We start from the raw sequence: 25,704 nt of genomic DNA, 5'->3' as shown, positions 1-25,704 counted from the left end.
GGCAGCGATCAACGAGCCCGTGGCCGGCGCACCCGAAAGGTGTAGCGCCGCCTCCACCTTGTCGAGCATCGTGGTTCCCCACTGCACCCACTTCTGGTCGAAACGGCGTAGGCCCGGCCGGCTTGCGACGAACTCGACAGCCGTCGGGTACGGGATTCCGAGTTTGGCCAGGGCTTCGGCGAGCGCCGCCGTTGTTGGGGCTCCCCACTGGGCGAACGCAGACTCGAGTGCGGCCTCAGCAGACCGCAGACCCCCTGCGGATGTGTCTTCAAGCCACGTGTGATCGGCCGGTGTGTACGGGCCGGCCAGATGAAGCAGCATCGTCCCGGCGTCATCGGACAGCGCCAAACCGAGGTCCGCAAGAGCAGCCTCTGCGCTGGACATCTGCGTCAACGGCCCCAGCCGGTAGCGCAGTTCCGCGGCGTGCCGGCGCACCGCGGCGTGGGAGGGATCAGCGAGCAACCCCTGAAATCGGGCGGCGGCGCGGGGATAGTTGCGCTGCACGCTGACGGGGTGGACGCCGAGCAGCTCGGCCACCGCCGCGCGAGTCATGGGCTGCAGCGCCCAGCTGCATCCGGCCAACGCTGCACGATCGTAGGCGGTGAGGCGATCCAGCAGATCACCCACAGCGCTCGGAGCGTCGGAGCCGGCGCTGTCCAGAGCCCGCCGATTCCTCACGGCTTCCCACCCTGCGATGAGGATGGCGCGGACGGTGCCGATACCTCCCTTGGGCCGGTTGACCAACGAGTCGATCGTCTCGGCGCCGAGATCCGACCAGATGGCGAAGTCCGGGCCGTAGAACGTACGCGCTCGCCCAGGCAACCAGTCATAGGGGATAGGAGCATCGGCGATCTCGTCGAATCCGGCGACAAGATCCCGCACAGGGCTGTCGATCAGCTGGTGTACTGACTGCCACCACGCGGACGGGTCGGCATCGGCAAGCTGTGTCACCGGGCAGCACGCGGCGGTCTTTCCACCGCTACCTCGGCCGCGATCGCCGTGTCGCGTGGGTGGACTGGATGCGGACATCGCCCGCAATTCTTCCAGCCCAGTGCGGTGCAACTTGCCGACCTGACCGAATGATCGGTCAATCCATCAGGTGCCGGCGGCGGCCCACTCTTCGAGTCGCTCCGGCCGAAGCCGCCCCTTGTCGAAGCGCAACTGCGTTCCCTTGTTCAGGTCGATGGCGATCTGGCGCAGGTCCTCGGGACCGGTGCCGCCCCACTCGTTGCGCAGCGCCTCCACCATCAACGCGTCCGGATCGAGTGCAAAGCCGCGGCTCCGCAGAAAGGTCAGCGCGTGAATCACTACAGAGCGCTCGCGGTTGTCGAGGAGTCCTTGGTTGCCCACAGCCAAGCCGGTGAGGCCGCGAATCGCCGCGCGCAGTGCCGGTTCCGCCGCCGCGATTGCCGCGATCTCCTGCCCGCCGAGGTGCTCAGCGCCGAAAGCGGTCACCCAAGGTCCGTGATGGGAGACGCCGGGAAAGCGTGATGGGCCGTGCGCCTGGACCACCACCAGACCGTCCACGCCCGAGGCGCGCTCGACCTCCAGGACTTCCTTCAGATTGAGGAAGGTCCCCACGACGGTGCCCTGCGGGCGGCCGTGGAACTTCGACCGCGGTGAAGCACACGTGAGCGGCACACCGAGCTGGTCGAGGCGATTCTCTTTGATGCTGCCGGTATCAGGTGCATGAATTGTGGCGGTGTCGCCGGCCCAACGCAGAGCCAGCCGCAAAGCCTCGGTAAAAGGTTCATGGGATTCGACGTATGCGCGGCGCATCCCACAACACTAGAACCGCCGCCCGACACCTTCGACTATGCGGCGCGGTGGCCGATGATGCTGATCGAGGAGACCGCAAAGTCCTTAAGGTCGCCAGTCTTGGGAGTGTCAGAGGCGATCACACCGCCTTGGCCCGGAATGGTCGTCGTGTCGGCGACCGGTCCGGTTGGCGTACCGAATTCGGTGATGGTGATCGTCATGGCCGAGGCGAGGACCGGCGGCTGCACGGGCGTCACCACTTCATCGCGGGCGTTGTTCGTCTGCTGTGTCAGCCGCGTCTCTTCGGGATCGTTGAACTGGTACTCCACGACCGCGACGGTCTGGTGCTTGAGCCATTCATCGGATCCGTCGGGGTTCACGCGGTTCCAGCCCGGGACGATAGACACACCGGTGACGACGTACCAGTTGTCGAATTCCACGCGCAGCACCGTGCCCGGAACGCCGTAAGCGGGAAGGCACATCCACGCAGTGTTGACGTCGTTGTCGAAGGCTTGCATCGGATCGGTTGATCCCGCGGTGCACCGGCTGTCGGCGCGCTTGACGCCGATCGGCCCGTCCGCGGCCGCCGCCGCGGGGTTCCCCGGGGTCGCCGAAGGTGGCTGAGACTGCACCACCGTCGGCACCGTGTACGCCGGAGTCGAGGCCGCAGTGCTCGATGAGTCTCTGTCTTCACCGGAGGGCAACACCAACGCGACGACGACAAGAACGACGACGACCGCAACGCCGATGGCGGCCAATCGGTGCGGCCGTCGACTCATGTCGACCCACCCGAATCGCCACCACGGCTTGTCCAAGTCCGCATCGATCGCGCCCAAATCGGCGCCGGGAACATCAACATCGGGGGACAGGTCGTCGTCGTCCCGGTGGACATAAGCGCCGCGCCCGGTGCCGGCCAGCAGGCTGTGATTCGCGGGCCGGACAGAACGCGGTCGATCTCATTGAGGTCGGAGCGCTCGTCGTCGGTCAGGGTCCGGCCGCGGCGCTCGTCGACGTCGTAGGCGGCGTCGTAGTCCGCGTCGAACTCGCTGCCATCTCCGTCGTCGCCACTAGGCATCCATGCGCCGTAGCCCTCGTCGGAGTTCACCGCGAAGTCCTCACTCACGGGCTCAAACAGCTCCGGGTCGGCGAGCAAGTCGTCAGCGATCTCATCTGCGTGACGGTGATACAGATCGGACATGTCGACATCACTTTCCGGGTGCGGCGCTGCGCGCCACTCCGAGTCGAGAGCGTTACCAGCCTCGGTAAATTTTAGCCCGTCAGAGGGAGGGAACTGGCTCACGCGGCTGCACCATTCTCAGCGATCGCGCCGACGAGACCGCGGCGATCGCCAGAGGCCCACCGGGCGTCGATGCATGCACGCTCCAGGTCCTCACGGTCGGCCGTCGCCGCATCGCGAATCCGCCTCACCGCGCGCCGCAGCCGCGACTCCACCTTGTCCTCACTGACACCCAAGATGGCTGCAACTTCACGCACGGGGACAGCGGTGTCACCGCCGAAGCGAATCGTCAACGCCCGGTGATCCTGCTCGGCAATGACGCCACGTGACAGTGCCCAATCCAGCAGCACTGCACCCGTCAGATAGTCGTCGGATTCAGCGCGCACGTCCTCGCCGGCGACATCATCGAACGACGGCTCCGCGGCACAAAGCGGCGCCTCGTGGAGCTTGGTGATCGTCCGCAGCGTGATCCAGTAGAGCTGCGCATCGGCGTGTTTGTGGTTCGGCTTCACCGCCGGCAGAGCGCGCGACAGGAACGCATCCACCGTGGCCTGGAAGCGCTCGTCGGTGACGACGTACTGCGCATCCCGCGAATCGCCCGGGGCGTGCCGCGCGACCGAGGACAACATCACTGCCTTGGCGCCCAGGAGCACGGTCGACGCCAGGGCCACCCCGCGCCGGTGATCGGCCAGCAGCACGGAGGTCGAGATGGCGTCGCGGCCCCCGATCGCGTCGAAGAGTTGCTCAACGGATGTCACGTTCGCGGCGCGCATCCATGCCGATACCTGCGCGCGGTGCGAGGGCAGAGCGGCAGTGCGCAGTGCGTGCTCGCGCAGCGCCGCGGCCGGGCGGGGGAGGTTGGAAGGTTCGATGGTCATCGCCGGTCTCCTGGAGGAGTCGTGGGCGCCGGTGCGGCGCAGCTGATGACCACAGCTTCTGAACGAGTTGTGAGCTACCCGTCAGCTACGACGTGAGAAGGCGTGTGAAACCCTCGTCCGCCCCATCCTCACGACTATGACCTGCATCACAGTTCGAGTCGTCACACGCGCTGGACCTGCGCGCATCGTTTGCCTGAGGGGTGCGCGATTGGCAATCTGAGTTCTCACGCGACGGAAAAAATTTTGGCCAGATCTCACGTGCACAGCACACTGTCCGGAACGTGCGCGCAACGTGCGCGGTGATGAACGGCGGATGTGCGCCGCGGCGTGCGCGGCATGTGCGCGGAACGTGCGCGCGCCCGCCGATAGCTGGTCACGTGAGATGTGCGCGGCCCGTGAGCGGGTACGCACAATTCATGTGCACGACCTGCGTAGACGCTATTGGCGCGGCTTGTGAGGTCACATTCACACGGTTGACCTGCGGAAATAGCGCCAGCAACGGTTCCCTCGGTGATTTACGCTGGCCTTATCGCTCCGCTGCACAGCCAGCGTAAGCCCCCTGTCAAGGGGGTAGTAGCAAATCTGATTAACGTTCGTTAGCCTAACGAACGAGTAACTAGGGACGCGCTATCGGCGATAGCGGTTAGCTGAATCGCTACGAACTTCTCGCCGGCGCGACGGAAACCGGGCCCTTGGCCGGTACTTCACGGATAGAGGCGGCACACCAGGCCGCTCCCTTTCCCCAGAAGGACCACCACTATGGCGACATCCGCAACAGCCCGCTCGCGAGACCTCGACATCACCCCGGCCATCGCCGCCGTGCGCACCTACTCGCGCGAGGTGAAGATCGCCTGCGACGAGCTGCACGACGACCCTTTCAACGCCGGCGCCCGCGCCGCGCTACTCAAACTGATCGTCGATGACAGCTCCGAAGCGGACGCCGCATTGACGCGTGCGCTCGCCGAGAATGGCGCCGGGATTGTGGGAGACTGATTTACCGTGACAGGTAAAATTCCCGCCAAAAGGAAACAATTCGACGAGCTGGTCAAGCCCGTCGATCGGCAGAAACTCGCACAGCGCGCGATCACCGTCCTGGGCATCATCGGCGGCGTATTCGCCATCCTCTCGATGCTCGCGAATCTGTGGCCAGAGTCCAACCAGGCCGACCCCACGCCGGGAAATTCCTCCATCCCGTCCTCCACATTGGTGACCGGATTCGCCCGCGACTACGTCACGACCTACCTCACCGCCAAGAGCGGCGACGAAGACAAGTTGGCGCGCTACGTCACCCTCAAAGACGTCAAGCTGCCGCCCATCGCCGGACAGTTCACCGACACCGAAGTCGCCTTCGCCAAGCAGATCGCCACCACCGATGACGGCGTGGCGGTGTGGACGGTGACGGTCTCCGGAGTCGTCAACGGAGACACCACAGCTTCACCTCAACGCACCTTCTACCGAGTGCCCATCACAGTGCTCGACAGCGCTCCGCGCGCGACTGCCCTGCCCATGCAGGTGGCCGGCCCGGGCGTCGGCGTCGACTTCCGGTTGGGCTACCGCCACACCGTTGCCCTCGACTCACCGTTGGGGACGACCGTCACCGGTTTCGTCCGCTCCTACCTCACCGGCGGCGCCGACTTCCCGCGCTACGTCACCGCCGATTCCACTGAGAAGCCGATCCAACCGGCGCCCTACGCCAAGGTCGACACCCTCACCATCGCGGCGAACGTCGGGGGAGATGGAGCGGGTGCAGACACCGCGGAGGTCTACATCACCGTCGCGGCCCGAACCAAGAACTACACGCTGACCCAGCTGGCCTACCCGCTGACAGTGCGGTCGGTCGAAGGGCAATGGCAAGTCATCTCCATCGCCGCGGTTCCACTGCTGCAGACCCGACCCGACACCCCACGCGAAGACAACGCCACCACGGCCACGTCCACGACTCCGCCGCCACCGCCGACGCGCGGCTAACCCCCACCACCTGAAACCGAAAGGAACACTCCCATGACCGACATCCAGGTCCTCCTCCAGAACATCCAAGTCGTCGCCACGGGCATCTCTGGGACGCTGCTGATGCTTTGGGGCCTCTTCTACTTCTTCAAGAACCTGTTCGGCGAGGGCGGGCGCCAGCCCGTGAAGATCGCCATCGGCGCCGCGGTGATCGCTGGCGCGGCCGGCGTCTACTCGCTGATCCCGTCGTTGATCGACGCGGGCAGCAGCACCGGTGAACAGATCGGCGGCGGCGGCGGGTACTCCATGCCGGCCTTCAACGTGGTGCCGTCTCCGATCGCCGTCGACAACAGCGCCCAGGCGGCCGCATGAATGGGATCCGTTGGGTTCGGGTCGCCACCGGTGGCAGGCGCTTCCGCACCTACGTCGGCCGGCTTCCCGGCGGCCGCAGGATTCCCGGCGGCGCACGCCCGATCGAACAGATCGTCGGCTTCACCGCCATTCTGATCGTCACGATCTTCGCCATCCGGCTCCTGCCGTTCAACGCGATCGCCACGTTCGGCGTCGGCGTCTTCCTGGCCTGCGCCGTCACCGCGGCCCTGAGCTTGATCAAGTACGACGGCATTCCCGTCCTCGGGAAGACGGCACGACTTGCGAGCCTGGTCGTCGACCGCAAGCCGACCGTCCTCGCCCGCGAGGAGCTGGGCCGCCAAGCAGAGTCCAACCCGCACGCCTTCGTCATCGACGACACCGCCGTCAACGCCAGCTGAATCGCCCCGCCGACAACGCACACAGCCGAGAGCGCACCCGTGAAACTGAAACAGCCGACCGCAGCCCGACGTCACCACCTCCAGTGGACCCACCATGGCGGTGTCTACGCCACCTACTTCGTCGAGGCGCTCGACTATGGCCTGCGCCAGCCAGAGGACAAGGCCGGCGTCGCCGACGCACACGAATCACTCGTCGTGAACTGCCCCGAGAACACAGTGCTGCTCAGCCTGCAGGCACCGCTCGATCTGGTCGACGTCATGAACCGCTCACTGGACAACGTCGATCTCCAGCGCACCCCGGACTACATCAAAGAGACCTTGGCCGGGTACCGGCGCATCGCCGAGATCGCCCCGCTGACGCGGGTCTACACGATCACGTTCCCCATCAACAAGAGCCCGCTCAAGGGGGAACCGTCCCCCCGCGAAGTCGCCACACAGCTCGCAGCCGCCGAAGCACTTCTCGCCGTTGTCGACCCCGAATCCAACTTCAAACTCGAGCCCGTCCCCGAGGGCCTGTTGCCCTTCATCTGGAACCACAACCTGATGCGCGGCTCGGCACTGGAACACGCCCCGCACAACCCTGCCAACGCCTCGCCGAGCACCACCCCGGTCGCCACCAACTTCCACCCGGGCGTCCTGGACGAAGGCGCGCGCACCGAGAAGTCCTTTCGGCGCAGCTTCGACCCCATGCTCAAAGCGATGGTCCGGCTCGATGACGGACACGTCATCAACAGCTACCAAGCGATGCTGACCCCGCTGTCCTTCCCCCGGCGATGGCCTTTCCCGGTCACTCGGAGTTCCTGTCGGTGCTCGACGGGATCCCCGATGTCAGCGTCGACTGGGCGATGCGGGTACGCCGCCGCGACCGCGAGTCCGCCATGCAGCTCAACGAGAAGGTCCTCGCCAAGCTCGGTATCCAGCTCGGAGAACGCGACACCGACGTCGGCTTCCACACCCAGGAGCTGCGACGCAAGGTCGACACCCTGGCCGCCTACAACGAAAGCCTTGCCGCCGACGAGAACGCCGAAGAGGTCGAGTTCACCACGGTGCTCGCCGTCGGTGCACCCACCGAGGCCGACCTCACGCGCAGCGTCGGGACCCTCAAAGCCAAGTTCCGGCGCCTCGGCATCCGCCTCGACGCTCCGCGCGGCGGGCAGCGCCGGATGTGGATGATGTTCAACCCGGGCGCCCCGGCCGACACCGTCTACACCGACTATCAGCACGTCATCTCCACACCCGATTGGGCTGGCTTCGTCCCCTTCACCACCGCCCGCCTGCTCGACGACACCGGCCCGGTCATCGGCGTCAATCTGCTCTCCGGGCTCTTCGAGCCGCTGCACTTCAACTTCCTCAACAAGGTGCTCTCCGACATCAGCCCCGCCATCGCGATCGCCGGCGAGCTGGGATCCGGGAAGAGCTACTTCACCAAGACCCTCATCAGCATCATCGCCGACCTGCTGGGGCAGTTCCTCGTCATCGACCGATCGCAGGGAGGGGAGTACGTCGCGCTCCTGGAGTCCATTCCCGGCTCGGTTCTGATCAGCCTCGACGTCCCGGAGTTCACCCTGGACCCGTTGCGGATCTTCACCGACCCGCACCGGGCCCGCAGCATCACCCTCGACACGATCCTTCCGCTGCTCAACATCCCGGTGGTCTCCGCGGCCGGTGTCCTGCTGGCCGAAGCGCTCCAACCCGAGAACCGCGGGAAGAACAATCTGCGCTCGCTGGCCGATGTCCGCGACTACCTCGCCCACAACGCCGAGCGCGGCCGCGGCCGCGACGCCGACGAACAACACGCCCTTGTGCGCGCCATGGACGCAGTGGAAGCCCCCGTGCTGTTCGACCGGTCCCTGCCCCCCATGCCGGTGACCGCCACCGCCACCGTGGTCCGCACCCACACCCTGGCCCTGCCGACCGTCGACGAACTGACCTTGGGCCACGCCTACGCGAACCTGCCATGGCGCAAGCGACTCGGCCACACGCTCTACGAGCTGGTCGGGCTGCTCGCCCGCGAGCAGTTCCTCAAGCCCGGCCGGTTCGGAGCACTGGTGGTCGACGAGGCCTACCACTTCACTGCCACCACCGTCGGCAAGCAGATCGTCGAGGAGTTCGTCCGTGATGGCAGGAAGCACTCGGCCGGCATCATCTTGGCTTCCCACGACCCGAAGGCCGACTACGTCACCGCGGCACACAACCTGATTCCCAACCGCTTCGGGTTTCGCCAGCGCAACCCCCAGATCGCCGCCAACACCCTGGAGTGGCTCGGCGTCGACATCGAACGCGACGCCTACCTGATCAAGCAGCTCCGCGAGAACACCTCACCGCCCACAGGCCGCAACGAAACCGTCGCCCCCAACCGCCGCGGCGAGTGCTTCATCGCCGACGGCCGCGGCCGAATCGGACGGGGAAAGATCTTCGGCCCCGCCCGCGAAGACCGCGCCCTCGCGGTGTCCACCACACCCGAGCAGGTGAGGAACTAGTGCTCACCGCCGCCTTCTTCCGGCCCGGCTGGGACCCCGCGATGCCGGCCTTCGGTCAGCTGTTCGCGCGTGGCTGGGCGCTGTCCAACGCCACGACACTGCGCCGCTACACCGTGCTGCCGGTCTACCTGCAGCTGTGCCTGTGCCTGGTGGCGCTCATCTTCCCCGCCGAAGCCCACGCCGCGATCGGCCCGCAAAGCCCCCTGCTCTACGTGCTCGGCGTCACCGACTCCTACGGCGTCCCGCTGTCGCTCTACGCCATCTCCACCGACTACGGATCCATCCTCGACGGAGGCTCACAGGCTGTCCTGGCCACCCTGTTCGAAGCCGAAGCAGGACTCTTCGTCGCCATCGGCGGAGTGGCCATCTTCTTCTTGATGTACATCCTCAGCTTCGGGTTCCTACCCGACCTCGTCCAACCGGTGGCGGTAGTCGCCCAGGACTACGCCGGCCAAATCCTGCCGGGCGTCGCCGCGATCGCCGCCGTCATCGCCGCCACCTTCATCGCCGTCAACATCCTGCGCGGCAACATGCCGCGAGCCGCATCCCAGGCTGCCGCAGCCGTCGTGATTGCACTGATCGGGGGAGCACTCGTCTCCTCACCCATCACCTGGGTGATCTCCAACGACGGGCCGCTGGCAATGGGCCGCGACGCCGCCGTGGGGATCGGCTCCAACTCGGTGGCCGGCAAGACCCAAACCGCCGACACCCTCGACCGCTTGGAGGGCACGCTGGCAACCTCGTTCGTACGCCGCCCCCTGCAGACCTGGAACTTCGCCGGCCAACCCGACAACACACCCAGCTGCGCGGCCGCCTGGAGCGAAGGGGTCAACTCCGGTGAACCCGACAACATCAAGGACGGCATCGCCTCCTGCGGCGCCCCCGATTCCGCGACGATGAAGGCCGCCGCCGACAACCCCACCCCCGGGCAGCTGGGGACCGGATTCCTCATGGTGATGTTCATCGGAATCTTCGCCCTGTTCTGCATCGTCCTGGGCTTCCACATCGTCGCCGAGTTCTTCCGCGCCGTAGCCAACGCCTTCAAACTGCTCTGGGGGTTCGCCGTCGGCGTCATCCCCGGAGGACCCCAAGCATCACTGGTCAACACCTTCGTCGCCGTCCTGTTCTCCGGCGTCGCCATGTTCGGCTACATCACCATGACCATCTTCGTCGGCGAGATCGTGACGGTGGTCTTCCGCCAGCAGCGCAACGGAGTCGTCGCGATGTTCTCCGTTCTGGTGCTGATGGTGATCGCCATCCAGGGCGTCTTCAAGCTCTCCAAGAAGCTCAAGGATTCCAGCGCGAACGTCGCCGTCGGCGTCCTCAACAGCGCCGGCGCCGCCCCACCACCACCGTCGCAGACCGCCAACATCTGGCAAGACAAAGCCGGCGGCTTCCTGCGGGACACCACCGTGGTCGCCCTGGGCCTGGGCGCCACAGCCGCCGGCGGCGCCCTGGCCGCACGATCACCGTCGGCAACCCACGCCCTGCACGCTGTCGCCCCGTTCATGCGAGGCGGACGCACCTCCATGGTGCGACACCTCGATCGCGGCGCCGACCTCTATGAACGCGAGCAAGACCGCCTGGAACGCGAGAGGCAAAGAGCGGAAAGGGAAGAGGCCAAACAGCGCGCGAAGGAGGAAAAGGCCGCCACGATGGGGCAATCCCCGGCCACCGGGGACCCGAGCGCGCCACCCACGATGACCAGCACCGTTGTGCCGCCGGCCGACCCAGCCGCGTCCGGCTCGTCCGCTCCCTCTGCTCCGGTTCAGCGCAACGGCTCCGCGCCACCGACATCGACGTTCAGCGCCGCGCCCTCCCACGACGCACCCGCACCAGCTCGACCCCCGCTGACCAACGCCGACCTGCAGCCCAAAGGGCCAACGTCGGCATCACCGGGCCACAACGCACCCCCGGCTGGGACACACTCCGGTGTCGCCGACCCGCTCAATGCGCCTCCTCCAGCACCCAGAACCGGTTCAGCGGCACCACTTCCACACTCAAATGAGCCTGCTACCAGCACCGATGACACGTCCCCGCCCCGAACCCGGCCAACCCCGGGCCCGCCGGCGGCAACGCCGCGCCCCCGTCGCCCTTCGAGCATCAACCCGGCCACACACCGCCCCCGCCGCCACCAGCGGCACCCCCCAAGACCGGACCCGGGCGCCCGCTGCCACCGGCATCCGATCGGCACGATGAGCAGGGCAAACCATGAGTGAACCCACCCCCGACCCGCCTCGTCGATCCGCCCTGCGCAGCCTGACGAACGCCGCGGCGGTACAAGTCATCCGCAAGGCCGCGGTCTCTGCCGGAACCGCCGTCGTCGGCGCCGTCGGATGGCCCGTCATCCTCTCGGTCGCCGCGGCCGCGGCACTGCTGGTCCTCATCCTGGTCATCACGGCAATCACGGCGCTGAGCCGAATGTCTGACCAGCGGGGCGACTTCAGCTACCAGTGCGAATCGCGTTTGGGCTACTCCGTGGGCAACACCGCAGCACTGGCCGTGGTGCCCCGAATTGCCACCTCTGTTCCCTACGACCAGGCGCCGGCCACGACCTGGGAGACAACGGAGCTGCAGCCGGCGACCACCACACCCCCGACCACACCGCCGCCATCGACGACAACAGCGACCACCACCACAACGACGGCCACGACCAGCGCAAATGGCACGTCCCCGGCAAATCCGTACGCCACGCTGACCGCGCCGGCCACCGCCGACGCCAAGACCGCCGCATGCGCCGACGCCGTGCGCGCCGGAGACGTCGTCGGACCACCCCTGACCACGCCCGGAACCGAGATAGGCCAGCAAGCCGCCGTCCTGGCCAACAACCAGGTCGGTCTGCTGACCACCGAGGCCGACGGAAGTACCGCCGGGCCCACGAATAACGCGTTTTCCGCAGCTAACTTGGTCAGATACGCCTACTACCAGGCCACAGGGGGAGAGGTCACCTTGCCGACGGACGTCGCAGACCAGATCGACGAGGGCGATCGCGTGGACCCCTCCGCGATCAGCCCCGGCGATCTCGTCTTCTTCAACTTCACCCCCACCCAGGGGCCCACCGCCGTCATGATCGCCATCACCGCCACCCTCGGCATCGACGCCACCACGCTCAACGAACCGATCGCCGTCGGTGTCCTGCCCACAGGCAACGTCATCGTCAAAAGGCCACACACGAGGGCCGGCCAGGAGGTGCCCACACCGTGACCGAGGACCAGCTCGCCGACACCGCGGCCCCGCCGCTGCCACCGGGAATCGGCACGTCCCCCGACACCGGCAACCGCGACAATCAGCGCCGGCCGCCGATCCTGCCGATCACCCCGCGCCTGCCCGGCAACCCCGCCGCCCCACCACCGCAGCAACAGTCAGCGCCAACCCCGACGCCGGCTCCCGCCCAACCGGCCACCCCAGCAGCTCCTGCCGGAACAACGACCCCGGCTGCCGCACCCGCGGGGACAACCACCCCGGCAGCTGCAGCACCCGCGGCAGCCGGAGGTCCCGCCACGGCCACAGACCCCGCCGCCGGCGAGGCCGGTCACGACCATGACCACGGCGGCGAGGACGCTGCTGCTTCCCCCGAAGCGCCCACCGACGACGCCGCCGCCAAGTCCCCCATCAGCCCCGAAGACGCGATGGGCATGCTCTCCGGGCTGGCCGAACCGCTGGCCGGCATTCCGTCCGCGCTCATGGGGATCGGATCCGGCCTACTCGCCCCCTTCGGCCAGATCCTCAACCAGTTCGGTCAAGGCAACCCGGCCATGCCGTCCTCCAGCGGATTCCCGCAAGGGGTGCTCGATCGCCTCGGCTCCACCGACGCCAGCACCGGCATCGCCGGATCCGCAGGGGACGCCTATCAATCCGACGTCGACAAGCAGGCCAACCAGGCCCGCGCCATGGACAACCTGGAACGCAAACTCCGTACCTCACTGGAGGATTCGGCGGCCAACTCCACACTGGGCCGCGACAAGATCGAGCAGATCATCAACCAGGTCAAGACAGCCCTGCAGTCCATGGGCCCGATCGCCAGCACGCCCATGGGCCAGCTCGGCGTCCTGACCACCATCGCTCAAGGACTTCAGCAAGCAGGTGCGGTGCTGACCGACGCCGTCGGCAAGGACGCGCTCAACGCCGACACCGTCAAGACGATGTCGGCCGATTACATCAAAGACCTCAACGCAGCCGGCCCCGACAGCGAAGAGCAACAGAACCTTCTGGCAGCCGGAGGACCGAAAGCGTGGGCCATAAAAGCGTTGGCCGCCAACGGAATCACCGACCCTCGCGCCGTCGCGAACTGGCTACCGGGGCTCATGACCATGGGGGAGCGTGAATCGGGCAACAATCCTCGCGCCGTGAACGGCTGGGACTCCAACGCCGCGAAAGGCACCCCGTCGATGGGATGGATGCAGACCATCCGGCCCACCTTCGAGAGCCATTGGCGACCCGGAACGTCACGTGACATTTTGGACCCGGTGTCCAACGCCGCCGCGGCGATCCACTACATGATGTCGCGATACTCGGTTTCCGCAGACGGGTCAGACCTGATGCAGAAGGTGCAACAGGCCAACCCCTACGCCTCACCGAAGGGATACTGACGTGGCCAAAACCGAGACACAGCAACAGAATCCCGGCCTGGTCGCCATCATCGTCGTACCCGTGGTCCTGGGCGCACTCTGGTTCAGCGGCGCGGCCACCGCCACCTCCTGGGCGCTGCGCCACGGCTACTTCTCCACCCGCCCGGTGTTCGGCATCCCCGGAGCCCCCGGCGGCGCCGGCCCCACCGCGCTGACCATCACCGCCCTCCTGGCGATCGCGATCGGCATCGCCGCCGCGGTGCTTGTAGGTGTGCGGATGGCAGCACCGGTCCAGCACGACCCCGACGACCGCCGCCCCGTCCCACCTGTAGCGGCCCCAGTTCTGGCCGCCACAGCCCTCACCGGGGGACTGCTGATCCTGGTGCTGATCCCGTTCATACCGGACCTCATCGCCGCGGCCGCCGGGATCATCGCCGCCTACGCTCTGGCCGACCTGCTCACCGAAAAGCTGCGCGAACGCCGCGAACGGGCCCGCTACCTCAACGAAATCGAATGGGCGCTCTACCCATACCTCGGATACGACGAGCTGCCACGCCGCCGCGTCGTCTCCATCACCGAGTGGGACGAGGAAGTCGAGGGCCAACCTGAGAAGCCCAAGACGCTGCTGCTGGCCTACCGCGGCCGGCGAGAAGAACTCAAGCCTGAGCTGAGCCGCAGACTCGACGACGCCGTCGGATCGCACTACACCCTGTCCTACGCCACGACAGACCAGCTCATCACCGCCAGCTTGGCCAGCGTCAACACCGAATCACCCACGGTTCGTGGACTGCGAGAACAGATCTCCAGCACCGAGCTGTTCGCCTCCGGCGCCACGGTCACCGACCTGCAGTACAGCGAGAGCGGCGACATCGTGCGATTCACCGTGCACCACCAGATCGGCGCCAAACTCTCTGGCACGGACCGGATCCGCTCCATCGCCCGCAAGATCAGCGATCTGCTGCCCGGCCGCTGGCGCGCCACCCGCTGCGACCACTTGGCAGGCACCGCCGTCTTCGAGATCCGCCCCGAACTGCCCACCAAGGTCTACCCGCCCGTTCTGCCCGCTGTCACCACCGTCGAAGAAGCCTGCGCCACATACGATCACGCCGCCATCCCGCTTGCAGTCGACGAGGAAGGCAACGTCATCGAGTGGAACCTCAAGGTCAACCCACACATGCTGCTCATGGGACCCACCGGCACAGGTAAGACCGCCACGATCCACAACGCCATCGTCCAGGCCGCCCGGCTCGGGGTTCGCATCTTCATCATCGACTTCAAGGGCGGCGAGTTCACCAGCTACCGCAACTACCCGAACGTCGTGGCAGTGCTCACCGAACCGCATGAAGCAATCGCGTTGGTGAACACCATCTACAAGGAGATGCAGGCCCGCTACAACCTGTACAAACGCGACCGCCGCGCACTGGCCAGCAAAGAGCCGTTCATGATCATCTTCGACGAGTACACCGAATTCCAGGAAGCGATCAAGAACTTCTACGCCAACCACAAGGAGAAGAAGGGCGCCCGAGACTGCCCCACACTGCGGCAGTTCTCCTCACTGCTGCGCCTCGGCCGCACCAGCCGCTTCCACTGTGTGGCCGCCCTGCAGCGCGCCGACGCCGACTTCCTCAAGGGCGAAGCCAAGGACAACTTCACCCAGCGCCTGTCGCTGGGCAAGCTCTCCACTCAGGCGGCGATGATGATCCACAACGACGCCAACGCCGGCCGCACCGTCCCCATCGGCGTGCGCGGCCGCGGCACCTCGCTCAACAGCGCGGGATGGCCCACCGAAGTCCAAGCGTTCTACGTCCCCGACCCCTCAGATCCTGCCGACGACGACGAGCGCCAGATCCTCGACGAGCTGCGCCCGCCATCCTCGCTCTACGAGCGGGGCATCGTCATGCCGCCCGATTGGGATCCCAACGACGGCGTCGAGGACTTCGGCGAGTACCTGAGCCTGCCGCTGCTCAAGGCCGCCGACTACCCGCAGTTCGATCCGCACGCAGCCGACTACGCACCACCTGGGTGGCTGGACTTCCATGACCGCGGCGTCGAGTCCATCTTCGGTACCGCTCCCGGCGGTCCCCGCCCCGTCACCCCCGCATCGGCCCAGGAACTCGTCTCGGCCTACGACCAGCCTGACGGCGAGATCCGCCGCGTCGAAGTCGTCGACCTCGACGTCGGCGACTACCTGTGCCACCCCGAGACCGGCGACTGGGCGATCCTGGACGAAGAACCTGGCCCCGGGGAGACCCCAGACACCACGGTGCTCATCCTGCGCGACCTCTACAACGGTGAGCGAGAAGAGACCGAGGTATCCAGCGACGCACTCGTCGAGGTCCGCGACCTGGCCGAAACCCATCTGGCGGCCCTATGACGACCCCGGCCGACCTCGGCAAATCCAACCCTCAAGAAAACCCGCGTTGACGTGGGAATAACGACCAAGTATCGCCAATAATGGAAACATCACGGAAGGAGCCTCCACCGGTGGCCAAGAAGAATGACTTCACCAAGCGCGCCAACGAGTTCTTGTCGACGCGCCTGGGACCGGTCCAACGCCTCGGCGAGCTGCTCGACGCCAAGGCCGAGAAGGAGGCCGAACTCCAAGACTGTGAAGCCAGCATCGAAAAAGCGGTCCTGGAGTGCATCGAGGCCGGCTGGAAGCCTGCAGAGCTGACCAAACTCGGCGTCCCCAGGACCGCGATCCCGCGTCGCCAGCCCCGCAACGCCGCCCTGGAACCACGCACCCCGGACAACGACTCCACGACCAACGGCGAAGGCAGCGGCGCCGAAGGCGGTTCCGCACAGGAGCCCTCGCTGTAGATGACGACAGGCGGCGCAACGCGTGACGAGATCACGACGATCCTCAACCAACTCCGAGGCCTCCTCGGAGAGGGCACACCCGTGACTGCGCCGCTGCCCTCGACCATCCCCGCCGACATCGAAAAGCGACTGCAGACCCTACCCAACGGACTCGGCGACTTCATCGAGAAGATGGTGACCTCCCGCAAAAGTCAATCCGAGATCAGCGCCGCGTTGGCAGAAATCGATCCCTCCCTAGTCCCCGTCGTCGACGAGTCAGCCACCAACGTCACCGCCGGACGCGAAGACATCGACAACACCACCAACCAGTACGTCAACCGTGACGATGCCCTGGCCCCAGTCGAGAACACCCCGATGGGTGCCATGGCCTCGTTGCAGAACAAAGCCGACGCCCTCGCCGGCGGCAGCGGCGCCGTCCGCGCGCAGATGCCGCCGGCCGACATGCGCCGCGTGCTCGTCGACCAGCTCGCCCAGAAGTACTACCAGCAGGCCAAAGCCGCAGCGTCCGGCATGGGCGGCGGCGGCATGGGCGGTGGCTCCGGTGGTGGAATGGGTGGCGGGTCAGGCGGCGGCTCCGGCGGCGGCAGTGGCGGCAGCCCGCTCAGCGCGCTGTCCGGGCTAGCCTCCGCCCCGGCAAGCATGATGTCGGGACTCTCCGGCGGCAAGGGCGGAAAGGGCGAACCCGGAACCCTCCTGGCCGCTCGCGCCACACCCGAGGGTGCCCTGCCACCGGGGGTTGGGCCAGAAAAAGGTTTGCAGCGCAACACAATCCTGATCTCTCGCGCCATCAGTGCGGCCTTCCCGGAAATCGGAGACATCGGGGGAGTGCGCGCCGACTCGCTGAAGTGGCACCCCAACGGTCTGGCGATCGACGTGATGATCCCGAACTCCAACACCGCCGAGGGTAAGGCGCTGGGGGACCGCGTGCTCGCCTTCGCGATGCAGCACGCCTCCAAATACGGTCTCGACCACGCAATCTGGCGACAAACCATGTACCTGCAGAACAGCCCCCCACGCGGCATGCAGGACAAGAATGACTACACCCAGAACCACATGGACCACGTCCACATCGCCACCAGCGGCGGCGGCTACCCGTCAGGACAAGAGACCTATGCCCTGTAACACGCAGCCCACCAACCATTCCCGCGACGACCGCTCCACCACACCCGGAGGTACGAGGACACCATGACTGGCAACAAGTTCGACGGGCAGACGACGTGGGAGCCGACCGACGGGTTCCGCTTCACCCCGAACGGCGGCTGGGAGGTCCCCGGTCAAGACTTCGTCATCGACAAAGAAGACCTTTACTGGACCACCAACCTGACCGATGCCCAAGCTGCTTACGGCGACCCCAACATTCGCTACAACACAGATGACAACGGGGAAGATCGCTACCTCGTCTTCGGCGACGGCACGCGGGTGCCCTCTGACGGCACGCTGGCCTACCGCGACAGCGCGAGCAACCAGAACTGGATCAACAACGGAGACGGCACCTTCACCAAAGCCGACCAGAACTTCCAACCGACCGGGCAGCCCTTCGCTCCGGCGGGCTACCGAAGAATGGCCGACGGCAAGTACGCGCCGATCGATGCGCGTGGAAACCAGGTCGGTGCGCTGAATCCGCAGCCGTCCAACTTTCCGGGCAGCCCCGGCTGGCATGAGGCAGGTGGTGTGGCCACCCCGTTGAACACCAACGGCGACTACTACGAAATCGACCCCGCCACAGGGCAGAACAAGTACTTCGACAAGACCGGCCAGCCGATCAGCAAGGAGAAGTACTTCGCGGGGACGCCCTTCCCGCAGCCGGGTCAAGCTCCGGGGCAGCCGCCCGCCCCAGGCTCCGGCGCGCCGCTGCAGAGCACCCAGGTGAGCGTGCCCGATGGCATGACGGCGCCGGAGTACCCCGAGTGGGCGACCGAGGTCGACCCCGATGTGCCCAATCAGATGACCGGTGTCGTCGTCCGGCTCTACGAACTGTTCGGTAGCGGGTCACCCGCCACCAGCGAGCTGCCGGAGTTCCCGTTCAGCACCGACACCGGCGAGAAGTCCGGGATCGACGCCTACGACACCGTCAAGGGCGACTTCAAGCGCATCGAGTCGCAATTCGACTCCGCGGCACAGGCATTCAAAGATGCCGTGCAGACCTCGGCCAACGTCACCAAAGCCGGCCGCGATGCGATCAACAATGCGATCGCCACGTTCAACACCACCGCGAAGTCACTCGACGAAGGCGACTGGGACGGGCTGTTGCAGGCCGAGTCCACCATGCTCGACACCGTCAAATCCAAGGTCGAAAGCGCGGCCAACACACAGCAGAACGTGCCGTCCAACCCCTCCGGGGGACCCGGATCACCGATGACACCTCCCGCTCCGGCAGCGGCGATGCCGCCGGCAGACGCCGCACTGGCAGCCCCACCCACCGACGAGAACAAGGACCTCAAGGATCTCCTCGGAGGCATGGGCGGATCACCGTTCGGTGGTGGAATGCCCATGGGAGGCAACCCCTTGGGCGCTCTGGGCGGGATGAACCCTCTGGGTGGCGGTGGCGGCAGCCCGATGGGTGGCGGAGGGAACCCGTTGTCGTCCCTGTCCGATGCGGTGAAGCCGCTGTCCAAGCTGTCCGACAACGACGGCAAGGGCGAGGACAAGAAGCCGGCGATCACGCCCCTGAATCCCGGACCGCAGAACGCACCGCCGCCACCAGCGACCAGCCCCGCCGCCGCGCCCGCGGATCCGGCCGCAGTGGCAGCTGGCACGCCAGGCCAGCCCGGCCCGGCCAAGGAACCCGCAGCCACCCCAGCGGGCAACTCGACGACGACCGGCGCCAAGCCCACCGTGACACTGCCCGACGGCAAGGTCATCGAGGCACCGAACAAGCAGGCCGCCGACGCGGCCCAGAACGCCATCGACAACGCCTCGCCAGGCGGCGACGCAGCCCAGAAGGCATACAGCCCCACCGGGCTGGACCTACCCGGAGACGGCAAGAACCTGGGCGCCAAAGTCGACCCCTCCGATATGCAGCCCGGGGACGTGCTGAAGTGGCAGGACAAGACCATGGTTGCGGTCGCCCCAGGGCTTGTCGCCGACCCCAACGAGCCCGGCGTCACCCACACCCTGGCCGAGGTCTTCAAGGACCAGAAGGGATTCGAAGGCGTCTTCCGCCCCACCGAGACCGACCCGACGCTGTCCACACACACCTCGGCACCGCCGCTGACCGACCCGCAGGCCCCGCCGTCACCGCCCGGGCAGCCGACACCCCCACCGCCGGCCGACAACGACCGGACACCGCCAGCACCGACGCCGCCCAGCCCACCGCCGACGTCCGTGCCGGCCGAGCCGCCACCGGACAGCGTCCCGCTGTCCGGGCCCGGCCCAGCGGGCGCACCCGCCGCCCCGCAGGCCCCTGCACCGCAGCCCAGCGCCACCGTGCCCCAACCCGCGCCGCCCTCACCGTTCGAGGACGACGCACCGCCGCCCGCGGCGCGCTCCACCAAGAGCGAACGCATCGCAGCAGGGCTGGAGTAGCCACGCGATGACCACCGAACATCCCACCAGGAAGGCCTAAGCCATGACGACATTCGACATCGCCGATCTGGTCGACATCGGACCAGACCAACTCGGTCCATCGAACTACCAGGAGCTGGTGCCAGGAGTCTGGATCCCCGACCCCGGTGCCAATGAGTTGAAACCCGGCATCGTCAACGACAACAACGTCCGAATGCCCCTGTACGCCAGCGATATCCAGGTCCGCCCACCAGGTGAACTCGGCCCCCAGGGCATGATGGAACTCGGCCGCGACACCGGCGTGTGGATCCCACACCCACGCTCCAACGAGATGCGCCCCGGCTCCTACACCCCGCCGGCGGGGGAGAAGCCCGTACAGATCCAGGACATCCGCTTCCCCGGCGACGGCCGCGCCGTCCCGCCCGGCTACGTCCCCCTCGGCGACTCCGGTGTATGGGTCCCCGGCCCGGACACCGTGGCCAAATCGGCGCGACCGGCCAGCGACACGACCACCGACCCCGAAGCCGATCAAAGCGGCGGCACAAGCAACGACGTGTTCCATGTCAACTACCGCCAACTCGAAGGCCTGGCCAACAACCACGACCAGCAGGCCGAGCAGGTAGCGCAGTGGGCCAACGCCGAGCAGGACTTCGCCGATCGGCTCCTGGCGACTCACGGCAAGATCGCCTACGCCACCTACCTGAACGTGAAGAAGTTCAACGACAGCCGCCAAGCAGAGGCGGGCGCCTACGCGCAGCGCAACAGTGACACCGCGGTGGGCCTACGCACCTCCATCGAGTCGACCCAATCCACCGACGAATCCTCCGCCGCGGCCTTCCGCTCGCCGACCACCCAGGTCTAAGACCTTCAAGAAGGATGTGAATCACGATGTCTGACAACAACGATTGGTTCGAGGGGCCCGGCTGGCAAGACGATTGGGAACCCATCGACCCCGGCGGGGCGGCCGCCGGGCCCGGCGCGATCGGCCCAGTCCCCGCCCAGCTGATCAGCAACACCAGCGGCACCGGTGACTACCACTGGGAGATCGGCGATGACGGGCTGACGCGCTACATCCAGGAACTCGACCCCATCGAAGGCGCCGGCCCCGGCCCCAGCGTGGGCGGCGGCCTGGCGCCGGTCAGCAACACCACCGGCCCCGCAGGCTCCCCCGGCGGGGCGGGAGCCCCCTTCCAGGTCAACTACGCCGAACTGGAAAAGTTCGCCAAGGAGCACGACCTCAACGCCCAAGAGATCGCCGATTGGGCCTCTGGTGACCCCGACTTCCCGAGCGCTACCTGGCCACCCACGGCAAGGTGAACTACGGGACCTACCTCAAGATCCGCGAGTTCATGGCCAGCAAGCAGATCGCCGGAACGACGTTCGCCGAGCACAACGTCCAGACCTCCACAGCGCTGCGCGCCTCGATCGCCTCCACCAAGGCCACTGAAGAGATCAACGCCGCAGCCTTCATCCCTCCGAAAATCGTGTAGGAATCAACCATGGCCGTCATCCACCCCGATGTGAAGAACACACTGCTGTACGCAGACACGGTCCACGACCATCTCCTCAGCACCATCGAGAAGATGAGAGCACTGGCTGCAGAGGGCATTTCAGAGGACAAAGACATCGCCGTCAAGGTCGACATGAACGGCCAACTCGCAGACTTATGGCTCAAACCGGGGATCCTCGACAGCAAGACGGCAGCCGAGATCGCCAAGGAGATCACCCGACTCGTCACCACCGCCGGACAGCAGAACGCCGATCAGGTCGCCGAACTCTTCCGGGCCGCCCACGAACTTCCAGATTTCGACGCCGTAGTGGCAGCCCATGGGAGTGGCGATACCACTGAACCCGCCCCAAAAGCGCAGGCAGATAAGCTGCGGGTATGAGCGAGTCAACAGCTGGGTTGAAGGACCTCGCCACTCGATTACATGGGATCACGGTCCGCGTATCTGAAAACACTGCACGGGTGGAGGACCGGCTCCGCAACGAGACAGATCCCGACCAGATCGTCCAACAGGTCGAACACTGGAAGCGTCTCAAAGAAGCCTCGCAGACCCTCGCCACTGACGCGCTCACCGTGGACTCCAAACTGCATCTCGAGGAGGTCGCCCAACACCTCCACAAGTCCGTCGTGCAGATGAAAACCATTGCGGTAGAGCAGTCCTCCGCCGACGGAGAGGTAGCCGTCAAAGTAGACCTGAGCGGGCAGCTCATTGACCTCCGGCTCGAACCCGGAATTCTTGCGCGCAGAACCGCCGCCGAGATCGCCGGGGAGGTCACCCGCCTAGTGACAACGGCGGGTCAGGAAGCGGCTAAGCAGGCCGAGGACGTCTTTCGCCGCGCCAGCCAGATCCCGGAGTTCGAACCCGTGGCAACCAAGGCAATTGGGGGCCTTGCGGCGCCCGGATCAGCCCGTCAATCTCGATAGACTCACCCGTGTGAACGAGCAAGCCGCCAAGCTGACCCGGTGGCTGCTTGCTGGAAACGGGGCCCTGAAGAACGTCGCACAGTTGCTGACGGAGGACTTCGGCCCCACCGGCGTGGTGGCCGCCGCCATCGATGCCGCGACGATCACCGCCTACCCCGTCGATCCCGAGGCCCAGCCCCAGGGACAAGAGTGGACGTCGGCCCCAGAGGGGTGGTCACACCCGCTGCGTTCCAGCTTGCTGCCCAGCAGCACATCAGCGTCGCACCACGTGGTCGCCGGCATCACCTCCCGTAACCAAGTTCTCGTGGTGAACCTCGCCGCAGCCGACTACCTCGGCATCGAAGGTGACAACCCGATCCTGATGATGCGGTCCTGGCTGATCCAGGTTCTGTCCAAGACCCCCACCGCCGAAGTAGCGGTCACCGATCCGGCCCTGGCTATGGCCGGCGCCGAGCGTCTGGCACTGATCGAGGACCCGGGCGCGGCCCCGGCGGGCACGTCGCTGATCTTGAGCACCCACCACACCAGTGCCCCCGCCCCAGGGCAGCCACATCCCATCACGGTGTCCTCGCAGGCGGCCGACGCCGCCAACGTCGTCCTGTGCAACGAGACCGTCGCCGGCATCTACCTGGCCAACCGGTACTGGCCGGTCTGGCGACGCATGGAGATCGCCGACGACCGGTGGGAGCACCTCAAGACCGTGCTGGTGCCTGCGCCTGCGACCCCCACGCCGCAGGCCCTCCTGCACGCAGAACGAGGGGGACCCGCGCTCGCCGCCGCGGATCGCCCCGTCCAGGTCCTCGGCCGCCCGGGCCCATCCGTCTCGCCGCAGCCACTCGACGAGCACCAGCACGAGCTGCCGCCCTGGGCACCCCTGACCAGCGCTGATGACATGTCCCTCGGGCCAGTGCCGACACCGTCGCCAGCTGCAGCCTCCGACGGCCACAACGCCACAACCAGCGACAATGACACGTCCCCCGATGTCGCGGCCGACGCCCCGGTGGCTGCCGGCGCCCAGGATCTCGAACCGGCTGCCCAAGACAGCCTCGAACCGGCGGCTCCTCCGGCTGTCGGCGGCATCGACGCGCCTACCAGCGGAAATGACACGTCCCCAGCGGTGGCGGTCGACGAGGCCGCCGCGGCCGCGGTCCAGCCGGGTCCGCCGGCGCCCGTCGTCACGCCACCACTGCTGACTCCCGGTGGTGCGGAAGGCGATGACGTCGACGCCGCCGCCGGCGCCGAGGATGTCGATGCCGTTGCCGGAGCAGCCGACCCCGGCCTCGAACCGGCGGCGCCTCCGGCTGTCAGCGGCATCGACGCGCCTACCAGCGGAAATGACACGTCCCCAGCTGTGGTGGTCGACGAGGACGCCGCGGCCGCGGTCCAGCCGGGTCCGCCGGCGCCCGTCGTCACGCCGCCACTGCTGACTCCGGGCATTCCCGCATCACTGGTCGCCACCGCCGAAGACCACGACACCGGCGCCGAGGACACCCCGCTGCTTCCCGGCCGGCCCGCCGAAGAACCCACCGAGCCCGGCCTCTACGTGCTCGGCCCGGTGTACGCGCTGGGCGTCGACCCCGACACCAACGAGCCCACCCGGCACTCAGCGGTCACCCGCCAAGGAGTCCGCAAGCCGGTCAAGGCGCTGATGGCGGTGGCCACCTCCAACGGCGTCACCCTCAACGAGTGGGGCGAGACCATCCTCCAAGTCACCCCGCAGAATCGCCGGCAGTTACGCACCCAGATCCGCAAGATGATGGGCGGCCACGACCCCATCCGCAGCGACATGCGCGGACTCCTCGTCGTCGACATGTTCTGCGACTGGAAGGAATTCAACCGACTCGTCGGCAACGCCCCCGAAAGCGCCACCACGGAGGCCCTGGCCGCCGCGGTGAAGCTCATCCGCGGCAGACCGTTCGAGGACGTCCCCGAAGAGGAGTACTCCTGGCGCTCCGTGGAGCTGCTCAAGGACGAACTCATCGACCGCTGCAGCACCGCCGCGGCCGAACTGGCCCAGCGCCAACACGCCACCGGCGCCCGCGCGGCGGCCTACCAGACAGCGCGACTGGGCCTTCGCGTTTACGCACAACGCGAAGACCTCTGGCTGATCGCCGCCGAGTCCGTGGCCGACCACGACCGCAAAGAACTGATCTGGGATCTCAAGCACGCGATCCCCGTCCCCACACACCCCCAACTGCGCCAGCTGCTCTCCGCCGCCCGCGCTTCCTGACCCCAACCGCCACACCAAGGAGACCCGATGACATCAGCACCCGACTCCCCGCGGCTGCAGCTCCCCGACCGCTACGAGGTCTTCAACCGCAACCGCACCATCGGCGTCTCCACCGCCCCCGGCGGCGCAGTCACCGGCCTCTTCCTGCACGAGAACGTCCGAAAAGGCAACGAACGTAACCTGGTTCGCGAGATCCTGGCCGTAGCCGGCGTCGCCTCGATGCGTGGCCGCCTGGGCGTGCGCGAACGCATGGAAGCCAACGCCGCAGCCAACGGCACCACCGTGCCACCCTCGGCCTACGAAGTACTGCCCGACGCCCCCACCGCCGAGCAGTACGAACAATACAAACGCGAAACCCTGAAGTACTGACATGCGCCGCCTACTGACAGTCCTGGTCGCGGTGACGCTGGCCATCATCACCGCGCTGAGCGCCGCGGCACCGGCCGGCGCACTGGCCATCACCGCCGGCTTCATGATCACCAGCGGCGGACGTTGGTGCACAGTAAGTTTCCCGGACCCCAAGATGCCCAACATCGTCTACACGGCCGGCCACTGCTACAAGAACGGCATCACCGAAGTCAGCCTGGGCAACATCCAGATCGGCCAGTTCATACCGGAGATCCACGACCCCACCACCGACCTGATCGCCATCCGCCTGTACTCCAACATCCCCAGCGAGTACAGCCTGATGTCTCGCGAGCCACTCCTGGATCCGTGGGTGCCCAACGAAGGATCCAAAGTCTGTAAATACGGGGCGACGACTCAAGAAACTTGCGGCACAGTGCTTTCCGTCGACGACAAGAAGTTCGCCGTCCAAATGCCGGCCGATCACGGCGACAGCGGAGCGCCGATCTACGAGCGCCTCAAGCCCGGCAGCAAGGGCGTCCACGTCGTCGGCACCGTCATCTCCGAAGACCCCCGCCGCCCCGGCGTCATCTACTGCTCCACCATCGGCGCCATCAACCTCTTCTTGTCGAAAACCTGGGGCACCGACTGGGACATGAGCTGACGCCCGGTGTCAGAGTCGGCTGCGAGAATGGGTCGAATACCGCCCGGGTCCACTCGGCGGAAATCGCTGCTC

At 66.8% G+C, this 25,704-nt stretch carries 25 protein-coding genes and 1 pseudogene; 20 read left to right on the top strand and 6 right to left on the bottom strand.

The features are described from left to right. From BVC93_RS31790 to BVC93_RS31770, 5 genes and pseudogenes are all read right to left on the bottom strand, one after another. A pseudogene (locus BVC93_RS31790) lies at nucleotides 1–1,029 on the bottom strand (hypothetical protein); the annotation flags it as partial. Nucleotides 1,030–1,095: 66 nt separating this feature from the next. Next, on the bottom strand, nucleotides 1,096–1,779 hold the full coding sequence (locus tag BVC93_RS31785) for a hypothetical protein (protein ID WP_083741698.1): 684 nt from the start codon (nucleotides 1,777–1,779) through the stop codon (nucleotides 1,096–1,098). A 35-nt stretch (nucleotides 1,780–1,814) separates the two neighbouring features. Beyond that, complete coding sequence (locus BVC93_RS31780) at nucleotides 1,815–2,516, bottom strand: hypothetical protein (RefSeq protein ID WP_157517361.1); 702 nt, start codon at nucleotides 2,514–2,516, stop codon at nucleotides 1,815–1,817. Nucleotides 2,517–2,533: 17 nt separating this feature from the next. After that, nucleotides 2,534–3,058, bottom strand: coding sequence for a hypothetical protein (locus BVC93_RS31775; RefSeq protein WP_083741696.1), 525 nt, complete (start codon nucleotides 3,056–3,058; stop codon nucleotides 2,534–2,536). Further along, nucleotides 3,055–3,873: a hypothetical protein gene (locus tag BVC93_RS31770; protein WP_083741695.1), complete on the bottom strand. Its 819-nt coding sequence runs from the start codon at nucleotides 3,871–3,873 to the stop codon at nucleotides 3,055–3,057. Before BVC93_RS31770 ends, BVC93_RS31775 begins: the two co-directional genes overlap by 4 nt. 759 nt (nucleotides 3,874–4,632) lie before the next feature. Between BVC93_RS31770 and BVC93_RS31765 the strand changes: the two genes are divergently transcribed. From BVC93_RS31765 to BVC93_RS31750, 4 genes are read left to right on the top strand one after another with little or no spacing between them, the layout of a single operon-like run. Next, complete coding sequence (locus BVC93_RS31765) at nucleotides 4,633–4,866, top strand: hypothetical protein (RefSeq protein WP_083741694.1); 234 nt, start codon at nucleotides 4,633–4,635, stop codon at nucleotides 4,864–4,866. Between the two features lie 6 nt (nucleotides 4,867–4,872). Then, entirely contained in the window at nucleotides 4,873–5,841 is a 969-nt protein-coding gene (locus BVC93_RS31760; RefSeq protein WP_083741693.1) for a conjugal transfer protein, read from the top strand. Between the two features lie 33 nt (nucleotides 5,842–5,874). Then, nucleotides 5,875–6,192 (top strand): hypothetical protein, encoded by a 318-nt coding sequence (locus BVC93_RS31755; RefSeq protein WP_083741692.1) that lies wholly within the window; start codon nucleotides 5,875–5,877, stop codon nucleotides 6,190–6,192. Beyond that, entirely contained in the window at nucleotides 6,189–6,590 is a 402-nt protein-coding gene (locus BVC93_RS31750; RefSeq protein WP_083741691.1) for a hypothetical protein, read from the top strand. The genes BVC93_RS31755 and BVC93_RS31750 overlap by 4 nt, the downstream gene beginning before the upstream one ends. A 267-nt stretch (nucleotides 6,591–6,857) precedes the next feature. Here BVC93_RS31750 and BVC93_RS31745 read toward each other — a convergent pair whose 3' ends face one another. Beyond that, a complete protein-coding gene (locus tag BVC93_RS31745; RefSeq protein ID WP_083741690.1) occupies nucleotides 6,858–7,313 on the bottom strand; it encodes a hypothetical protein in 456 nt (151 codons plus the stop codon). Nucleotides 7,314–7,363: 50 nt separating this feature from the next. On the opposite strand from BVC93_RS31745, the gene BVC93_RS31740 reads away from it, so the two are divergent. From BVC93_RS31740 to BVC93_RS31655, 16 genes are all read left to right on the top strand, one after another. Continuing rightward, entirely contained in the window at nucleotides 7,364–9,070 is a 1,707-nt protein-coding gene (locus BVC93_RS31740) for an ATP-binding protein (protein ID WP_083741689.1), read from the top strand. Next, nucleotides 9,070–11,289 (top strand): hypothetical protein, encoded by a 2,220-nt coding sequence (locus tag BVC93_RS31735; protein WP_083741688.1) that lies wholly within the window; start codon nucleotides 9,070–9,072, stop codon nucleotides 11,287–11,289. The genes BVC93_RS31740 and BVC93_RS31735 overlap by 1 nt, the downstream gene beginning before the upstream one ends. Beyond that, entirely contained in the window at nucleotides 11,282–12,274 is a 993-nt protein-coding gene (locus tag BVC93_RS34515; protein WP_083741687.1) for an NlpC/P60 family protein, read from the top strand. The genes BVC93_RS31735 and BVC93_RS34515 overlap by 8 nt, the downstream gene beginning before the upstream one ends. Further along, entirely contained in the window at nucleotides 12,271–13,659 is a 1,389-nt protein-coding gene (locus tag BVC93_RS31725) for a DUF4226 domain-containing protein (RefSeq protein ID WP_083741686.1), read from the top strand. Before BVC93_RS34515 ends, BVC93_RS31725 begins: the two co-directional genes overlap by 4 nt. Nucleotide 13,660: 1 nt before the next feature. Further along, complete coding sequence (locus BVC93_RS31720; protein WP_083741685.1) at nucleotides 13,661–16,012, top strand: FtsK/SpoIIIE domain-containing protein; 2,352 nt, start codon at nucleotides 13,661–13,663, stop codon at nucleotides 16,010–16,012. A gap of 110 nt (nucleotides 16,013–16,122) precedes the next feature. Further along, nucleotides 16,123–16,458 carry a hypothetical protein gene (locus BVC93_RS31715; protein ID WP_157517360.1) on the top strand — a complete coding sequence of 112 codons (336 nt, stop codon included), beginning with the start codon at nucleotides 16,123–16,125 and terminating at the stop codon, nucleotides 16,456–16,458. Continuing rightward, nucleotides 16,459–17,580, top strand: coding sequence for a hypothetical protein (locus BVC93_RS33405; protein WP_157517359.1), 1,122 nt, complete (start codon nucleotides 16,459–16,461; stop codon nucleotides 17,578–17,580). It abuts the gene before it with no gap. 63 nt (nucleotides 17,581–17,643) lie between these two features. After that, the gene (locus tag BVC93_RS31700) at nucleotides 17,644–19,983 is read left to right on the top strand and encodes a hypothetical protein (RefSeq protein ID WP_083741681.1); all 2,340 of its coding nucleotides are present in this window, start codon (nucleotides 17,644–17,646) and stop codon (nucleotides 19,981–19,983) included. A 43-nt stretch (nucleotides 19,984–20,026) separates the two neighbouring features. Beyond that, a complete protein-coding gene (locus tag BVC93_RS31695) occupies nucleotides 20,027–20,824 on the top strand; it encodes a type VII secretion target (RefSeq protein WP_083741680.1) in 798 nt (265 codons plus the stop codon). 26 nt (nucleotides 20,825–20,850) lie between these two features. After that, nucleotides 20,851–21,279, top strand: coding sequence for a hypothetical protein (locus tag BVC93_RS31690; RefSeq protein ID WP_083741679.1), 429 nt, complete (start codon nucleotides 20,851–20,853; stop codon nucleotides 21,277–21,279). After that, a complete protein-coding gene (locus tag BVC93_RS33400) occupies nucleotides 21,276–21,452 on the top strand; it encodes a hypothetical protein (protein ID WP_157517358.1) in 177 nt (58 codons plus the stop codon). Before BVC93_RS31690 ends, BVC93_RS33400 begins: the two co-directional genes overlap by 4 nt. A gap of 9 nt (nucleotides 21,453–21,461) precedes the next feature. Then, a complete protein-coding gene (locus tag BVC93_RS31685; RefSeq protein ID WP_083741678.1) occupies nucleotides 21,462–21,851 on the top strand; it encodes a hypothetical protein in 390 nt (129 codons plus the stop codon). Next, the gene (locus BVC93_RS31680; protein ID WP_157517357.1) at nucleotides 21,848–22,393 is read left to right on the top strand and encodes a YbaB/EbfC family nucleoid-associated protein; all 546 of its coding nucleotides are present in this window, start codon (nucleotides 21,848–21,850) and stop codon (nucleotides 22,391–22,393) included. Before BVC93_RS31685 ends, BVC93_RS31680 begins: the two co-directional genes overlap by 4 nt. A 10-nt stretch (nucleotides 22,394–22,403) precedes the next feature. Next, entirely contained in the window at nucleotides 22,404–24,623 is a 2,220-nt protein-coding gene (locus BVC93_RS33395; protein WP_157517356.1) for a hypothetical protein, read from the top strand. 27 nt (nucleotides 24,624–24,650) lie between these two features. Continuing rightward, complete coding sequence (locus BVC93_RS31660) at nucleotides 24,651–24,992, top strand: hypothetical protein (protein ID WP_083741673.1); 342 nt, start codon at nucleotides 24,651–24,653, stop codon at nucleotides 24,990–24,992. 1 nt (nucleotide 24,993) lies between these two features. Beyond that, entirely contained in the window at nucleotides 24,994–25,632 is a 639-nt protein-coding gene (locus tag BVC93_RS31655) for a hypothetical protein (RefSeq protein WP_083741672.1), read from the top strand. Nucleotides 25,633–25,704 lie beyond the last annotated feature (72 nt).

The sequence above is a fragment of the Mycobacterium sp. MS1601 genome (assembly GCF_001984215.1).
GTDB lineage: Bacteria > Actinomycetota > Actinomycetes > Mycobacteriales > Mycobacteriaceae > Mycobacterium.
Note: the sequence above shows the minus strand (reverse complement) of the source record. Positions and strands in the feature narration are given on the sequence as shown.